Below are 6,942 nucleotides of genomic sequence, written 5' to 3' on the forward strand. Positions count from 1 at the left end.
GTTCCGCCCTCCCCTTTTGTGGCCGGGGATCGTGCGGCGGGGTACACCCTGCCTGCGGCAATGCTGCTTCTGCGCTGGCCGGAGCCATAAATACCCCGGCCAGCGGCAGCAAACATCCGTTACATTACGGCATCAGGCCCGCAGCAGGCCCGCATGCCAGCAACACCTACAGACCGGCAGGCCTGTTACGCTGAATCTGCTCTGCAAACTGCTGCCTTTTGTCCTGGCTGGCCGCGTCGGGCGAGGAAAATTGCAGGCAGCTCATGGCGCAGGTGGTCACACAGGCGGGCTTGAGGCCCTGATCTATGCGGTCGCGGCACAGGTCGCACTTGTCCACCTTGCCGGTCTGGGCATTCCACTGCGGCGCTGCCCAGGGGCAGGCAGTAATGCAGGCCTTGCAGCCCACGCAGAGCGTTTTTTCCACATAGACAATACCATCGTGCCTGCGGCGCATGGCCCCTGTGGGGCAAGCCTTGACGCACCACGGGTTTTCGCAGTGAAAGCACGAGGTGTACACAAAGCCCAGCGCGGGCTTGGGTTCTGTTTGCTCCACAGAAAGAACACGGCAAAAAAAGGCTCCCGGCCCGCCGTTGTGCAGGCTGCGGCACTGAACCTCGCAGGCCTTGCAGCCAATGCAGTCTGCCGAATTGTGCATGACAATATATTTGCTCATAACCATCCTCCCACGCTGCTCGGTGGGTTAGTGCCAAATATGTATCGCAGTATCAGGCTGTACCCGTGACTCCATCCGCAAAGGGCTGCTACACGCTGGCGCGTGCCACTTTTTGCAGGGTGACAAAGTGTTCCTGCATGGCCAGCCCGCCGCCGCCCATATCCTGCATATCAAGGCCGCCGCGCAGGCATTTGCTGTCAGAGATGCCCTGTTTGTAGGCCCGGCTTTCGCAGGGCAGGTCGTGCCCAAAACCGTGTACCACAAAGATGGCCTCCGGATGGATGGCAGAGGTTATCTTGACCCCCGCCTCGCCCATGGCATTGCCGGCACTGTCGAGCACACTCACCCTGTCGCCGGGGTTGATGCCTGCGGCCTTGGCCTTTTTGCTGTTGATCCACACGGTATTTTCGGGAACCTGCTCAAGCAGCAGCGGATTATTGATGGTATGCCCCTGGGTGTGAACGGCCACGCGCCCAAAGGTGATGCGGTAGGCCCCCTCAGGCGGCGAGGCGGGCGGGGTGTAGGGCGGCAGCATGTTGACGCCGCAGCCTTTGCCGTAGCCCTCGCTGGTCAGCTCAACCTTGCCCGATGCCGTGGGAAACGAGTAGGATTTCAAATCCACATACAAGGGGTCGCTCGTCAGCGAAACAAAGCCTTTATCGGTAAAGTCTGCACTGGTGAGGCCTGTGCCCTCAAGCTGATACCGCCACACATCCTCGGCGGTTTCAAAAGCCAGCTTGTCGAGACCAAGGCGCTTTGAAAGCCCGCTGATGATCTCCCAGTCGGCCCTGGAATCGTAGCGCGGCGGAATGGCGCGGTTGCGCACAAAAAACTGGGGCTTCAGGCCGTTCTTGGTGGCAATGATGCTCTCGCGCGAAAGATAGGTGGAAAGCGGCAGCACCACATCCGAATACCAGGCCGTGTCAGACCACGAAAACGTCACGCTCACCAGCAGATCAAGGCCGTCAAAGCGCTTGCGCAGGGCATCGGGATCGGGAAAGCCCTGCAAGGGATCGTGCCGCCAGGCTATGTAGGCCTTGACCGGGGCCGCGCCCTGCGGGGGATTGCTGATGGCATCAAAAGCCTTGTGCAGCAAGCCCTTGCCGGAATCAAAGGCCTTGTTGTCCGTACCCAGGCCATCGGCGCGCAGCCCCTTGGGGGCGGGGTACAGATCGACAAATTTTTTGAGTCCGGGCTTGCCGCATTCCTTGGGGGTGCGACCCGGCACAATACCGCCCTTGTTGCCCGCGCCGCCCAGAAGGGCCGTAATGACAAGCGCCGTGCGTGAAACCTGGAACGAATCGGCATAGCGCGAGGTCATCCAGCCGGGATGCCAGATGACATGCGGGGCCGCAGCAGCAAGAGCCTGAGCAAGGCGCACTATTGCCTGCGCGTCAACCTGGCACTGCTCTGCCGCCCACTCTGCCGTGTAGGGAGCCACAAACTGGGCAAGCTCTGCAAAGCCTGTGGTGTGGGCGTCCACATAATCCTTGTTGTACAGGTTTTGCGTAATGAGCGTGTTGATGATGCCCAGGTTAAAAGCATAGTCCGTGCCGGGGCGAATGAGCAGAAAATCGTTGGCCTTGGAGGCCGAAACATTGTGGCGGATGTCGATAACCGTCAACTTGCAGCCCTTGCGCAGGGCCTGCATGACAGTTCTGGCTTCGCCCAGATTGATGGCTTCAAAAATATTGCGGGTTTGCAGCACAATGTGTTTGCAGTTGGCAAAGTCGTTTACCGCCATGCCGCGCCCAAGGCCCAGAACAGCCTTGCAGGCGTGGTGGGTATTCAGATCGCACGAAGTGCTGTGTGTACAGACATTGGGGGAACCAAGGCCGCGCATAAAGCCACGGTACAGGTCGGTAAAGGGGCCGTCGCGGTCTGACCACAGCACGGCTTCCTTGCCGTGTTGCTGCTGCACGGCGGCGATTTTTTGGGCCACGTAGTCAAGGGCTTCGTCCCACGAAACTTTTTTCCACTTGCCCTCGCCCCGCTCGCCTACGCGAATAAGCGGAGTTTGCGGACACTCCGCCTCCCGCTCAAGGGCCTTGCCAGCTACGCCGCGCGCACACAGGGCCCCCTTGAGCGGGCTGTGCGGGTTGCCGTAAATCATACCCACAGCGCCGTCATTTATTTCTACCGAAATGGGACACCTGGCGGTGCACATTCCGCATACACTCTGAACCAACTGCATACTGCCCATAGTGCTTCTCTCGTGCGAATAAGAATGTTGACGTCTGCCAGCGGCAATGTAACGGGCCAGCCCCGAAACCATTTAAAAAAATGACTGCATATTCGCAGCTGCGCCATGCCAAAACGTACCAAGACCACCGCAACTGTACCAATTTTGTCAGATACAAGAATCAGGAAGCCTTGTCGTTAGCATAACTCAATTTTCATTTCTACCCACGTTCCTGTTTTCACACACTTTCTTTAAAGCTTAAATTAATTGTACTTTTTTTAATTTGAGTGACCACTCAACTTTTTTTTCATATGTATTCAGCATGTTACAGTTTACGCTTTTTTATACAATAGTGATAAAATATTAATTTCACACGCTCCCCGGACACCTGCCAACCTTTTTTCTTTTAAATTTTTTAAACAAGATGCGTTTCCCGCTAAAACACTACACAATACATGCGCCAGTCAAGCAATATGCATCATTCATACAAAAGAATAAGATCAAGTAATCAGATAACAAACAATATCAGGCATACCCAGCACCACAGCCGCAACACCCATTAAGCGGCGCGCGAACACGGTTACGGCCAAATCACGCAGATTGAGCTGGTATATGCAAGTGTGGACGTACAGAATCTGGCAGGGCTGCAACCGAGGGAAAATAGGCTGCGAAAAAAAGCGCGGGGTACAAAATATGAACCGGGAACCAGAGGAGGAAAAGAAAGGCAGAAGAAAAGCGGGGAAGCCTAGTCGGAAGAAGCGCCAAAGGCTGAGGCGAGAACAGAGATTTCATCAATCTGCTCTGCTGTCAGATCCTGAAGCGTAAAATTGGGCCGTGCAAGATAAAAGCCCTGAGCCAGATCAAACCCCAGAGCTATGACGCTTGCCAGTTCTTCGTGTGTTTCAACGCCCTCGGCAACGGTAAGTATGCCCTTGGAGCGGCAGTACACAAGAATATTGGATAAAAATTCTCTTTTGGAAGCTGGGGCCTTGTGTATGGAACGGATGAAGAAACTGTCGATCTTGAGAATTTCAGGCGAAATATTTAACAAGCGCAATGCGTTGGAGTGGGCGCAGCCAAAATCGTCAATGGCAATAAAGGCCGCCACCTCTGCCCTCAGCTCACGAATTTTGCGCGCCAGACCGTCCTCGCTGGTGGCTGTTTCGATTATTTCAAACACCATGTTCTGGCTGATTTCTTCATAACACGGGTGCAGACTGCGCAGTTCGTTCACATCCAGATATTGCGCAGAAATGGCGTTGAAGAAAATCTTTTTTCTTCCCAGCGATGCAAGGTGCTTGTCCATCCAGTCAAAAATCATCCTGAATGTCAGGTGCTCAAGCTGGGGCAGCTTTGACTGGGCTTCGGCCAGCTGCAACATATCGAGCGGCGAGGCAAAATGCGGCGTTGTGGAGCGCATGAGAGCTTCGTATCCGTAGATGGAGCCGTCTTTCAGGCTTACTATGGGCTGAAAGGCAAAGCGGATCAGCTGGCCCTCCAGCAGCTCGTCCAGGCGTTCCTGCCTGCTGAGAATATTGGCCTTTGCGCGGTAAATTTCGGGGTTGAAACGCATGAGCGTGCCGCGATTGAAGTTTTGCACTTCAAACATGGCGTGGCTGGCATAGTTCATGAGCACATCGCCGGTCATGGCGTCGCTGGGGTACACGGCAACCCCCAGTGATGCGCGTATGCGTACTATTTCACTGGGCAGATCAATGGTGGTATTCAGCAGGGTTTTGCGGTTGTCCTGGGCAAAGCGCATGGCGCTTTCTTCATTATCAAAACCGTGCGCGTAGACCGCAAATTCGTTGCCAGCGGTGCGCGCCAGCAGCACCGATTCGTTTTCGCACATGCGCAGGGCCTCAACAACCTTGCTGATGTACAGATCGCCGCAGTCATACCCGTGCGTATCGTTGACGTACTTGAGATTGTCGAGCCCGCACGAAAACAAAACCCCATACTTGCCCGGCTGCATCTGCAAAGCCTCGCGCAGCCCCCGCACAAAGGCCTTGCGGTTCATCAAACCGGTTTCAACGTCGTGGTTCTGGTCGTGCTCGACCTGTTTTTTGCATGTCTGGGCCTGATGGATAAGATAATTGAGCCCTTCCGACAGCTCTCCCAGATCGTCCACAGCGGGCATGGGATAGCCAGCGCTGAACAGCATCAACTGCCGGGCCAAGCGTCTGAGCTTGGCGTGCAGGCTTTCTAGGTGACTGGCAAGATTGCGGTGTTTTTGGGGCGGGCGGGCGGAAAGATCCCCCTCGGCAAGGGCAGCGGCATAGGCAGAAATTTCGGCGCAGGCGCGAGTGAGTTCGCACAGTTTTTCTGCACCCGGCTGCTGCCTGCACCCTTCAAATTCGGTCAGCGCGGCATCAAAACGCCCTTGCAGCAGGTTATCAAGCCCGGTCTCAATGTCCATGCGCGCGCCTCAAAAAAGAGCCTCAAGAAAAGTTGAAAAAAGCATACGCGGCATCAGCCCCGCACACGGGCTACGCATTGAGTTCAGCAAAACCGGCAACCTGGGCATTGGCCATACTTTGAAATACAGCCGCGCTCACGGCTTCGGGGTCGCACCCTTGGGGCAGATTTTCAAGCACGTATTCGCCAAGTGTTGCAGGCGTATCGTGGCTGTAACGGGCAAGGCAGTTGGCCACCGCAAGCAGGCGGGCCTCCATTTTAAAGCTGGTGGCAAGATCGGGCGCATGGTGCAGATTGATCGGCTCGGTGAGCACCAGGGGCAGCTTCCAGTGGTGCAGCACGGCTGCGCCAATGAGGGCATGGTCCATACCCCACCCGGTATTCTCTGCCTCAAAGGTTTCCATACCTTTAGCCTGCTCCAGCTCCACAATTTTTTCCCAAATATCCGGGCGCGAGGCCGCTAAAAACAGTTTGCCCACATCGTGCAGCAGGCCCGCTATATAGGCCTCGTCAGGAACCATCACCAGACGGTCTTCGGCTGTGGCATCTGGCCCGCAGGCCCCGGCAGCGCCGCCAAAAACATTTGCCAGCGCCCTGGCAATGGTAGCCACAGAAAGCAGGTGCTTCCAGAATTTGTTGGTATCAAACTCCTTGGGCAGCTGCGCCTCGCGGATAAACGACGACATACCCACCATCAGCACCAGCAGGCGCACCTCGCGCAGCCCCATGATACTGATGGCCCTTTGCAGGGTTGAAACCTTGAATTCCAGCCCATACGCTGCCGAATTGGCCACGGCAAGCACGCGCGTGGTCAGCCGGGGGCTTTGCTCGATGAGCGTAACCACCGACTTCAGGGAGGCGTTGGAACCCTCCTGTGTAACCGCAAACAGCAGGGGAAGCAGTTTGGGATCAAAAGGCAGCATGGGCGGATTTTGCAACAGCTTTTGCAAAAACAGTCTGCATTCTTTTTGTGCCTGCATAATAAATCCTGGCCAGGGTGCTGCCCCTGGACGCGGTAACACGATCTGCCCAGACCGAACGCCTGAGCTCCATACCAATCATATACAAAAATGCCAGACAAAGACAATAGGGACGCGATTTTTAATAACTAATACCAAATGATCCCTAAATTGTGCGTAGCAAGATGTAAAAGCAAATATTCAATCTGCGGGCAGTGCCAAAAACTGCACTCCAGACCATGCACGCCAAGCTCAAACAACATTGCAATAATCGTATAAAATAATTGAATAAAAACTCTTCACCCGCAACACAATGTAAACGCCTGCCCCTCAACACATACAAAACGATTACATGTTCACTGCTGCGCAGGAATAAATGGTTCCATTTACGCGCCACCACATACAGCAGGCTCTTTAGCGCTGCGTATGTGCCTGCCGGGCAAGCCCTCAATATACACTTAACACCACAGATACGTGCAAAATGCCGGGGCTGATTTCTACTTGATCGACAGAAGGTTGCACATTGAGCCCAATGACTGCGCGATGGCTGTTTATTCAAAAGGCAACGCCTTCACCCGGCTGGCGGAGCAACAGAAATAAAAAAATGCCGCAAAAAAAAGCCTTGCAAGCATAAAGACGACTGTTTCACTACGGCAAAAAAAATTCAAGCAAAAACTTTAGGGGTAAAAGAAAAAAAAGTTTTCACGAAC

At 54.8% G+C, this 6,942-nt stretch carries 4 protein-coding genes; all 4 read right to left on the reverse strand.

Going from position 1 to position 6,942, the window contains the following annotated elements; genetic code table 11:
• Positions 1-166 precede the first annotated feature (166 nt).
• The 4 genes from ACE3NW_RS07840 to ACE3NW_RS07855 all read right to left on the reverse strand — a co-directional run bounded on the left by ACE3NW_RS07840 (position 167) and on the right by ACE3NW_RS07855 (position 6,253).
• Positions 167-673 carry a 4Fe-4S dicluster domain-containing protein gene (locus tag ACE3NW_RS07840; RefSeq protein WP_374282129.1) on the reverse strand — a complete coding sequence of 169 codons (507 nt, stop codon included), beginning with the start codon at positions 671-673 and terminating at the stop codon, positions 167-169.
• An 88-nt stretch (positions 674-761) separates the two neighbouring features.
• Entirely contained in the window at positions 762-2,876 is a 2,115-nt protein-coding gene (locus tag ACE3NW_RS07845) for a molybdopterin-dependent oxidoreductase (protein WP_374282131.1), read from the reverse strand.
• A gap of 724 nt (positions 2,877-3,600) precedes the next feature.
• Positions 3,601-5,274, reverse strand: a complete 1,674-nt coding sequence (locus tag ACE3NW_RS07850) for an EAL domain-containing protein (protein WP_374282133.1) — start codon at positions 5,272-5,274, stop codon at positions 3,601-3,603.
• A gap of 70 nt (positions 5,275-5,344) precedes the next feature.
• On the reverse strand, positions 5,345-6,253 hold the full coding sequence (locus tag ACE3NW_RS07855) for an HDOD domain-containing protein (protein WP_374282135.1): 909 nt from the start codon (positions 6,251-6,253) through the stop codon (positions 5,345-5,347).
• Between the last annotated feature and the right edge of the window lie 689 nt (positions 6,254-6,942).

This window comes from Desulfovibrio sp., from assembly GCF_041907885.1.
In the GTDB taxonomy this organism is placed as follows: domain Bacteria; phylum Desulfobacterota; class Desulfovibrionia; order Desulfovibrionales; family Desulfovibrionaceae; genus Desulfovibrio.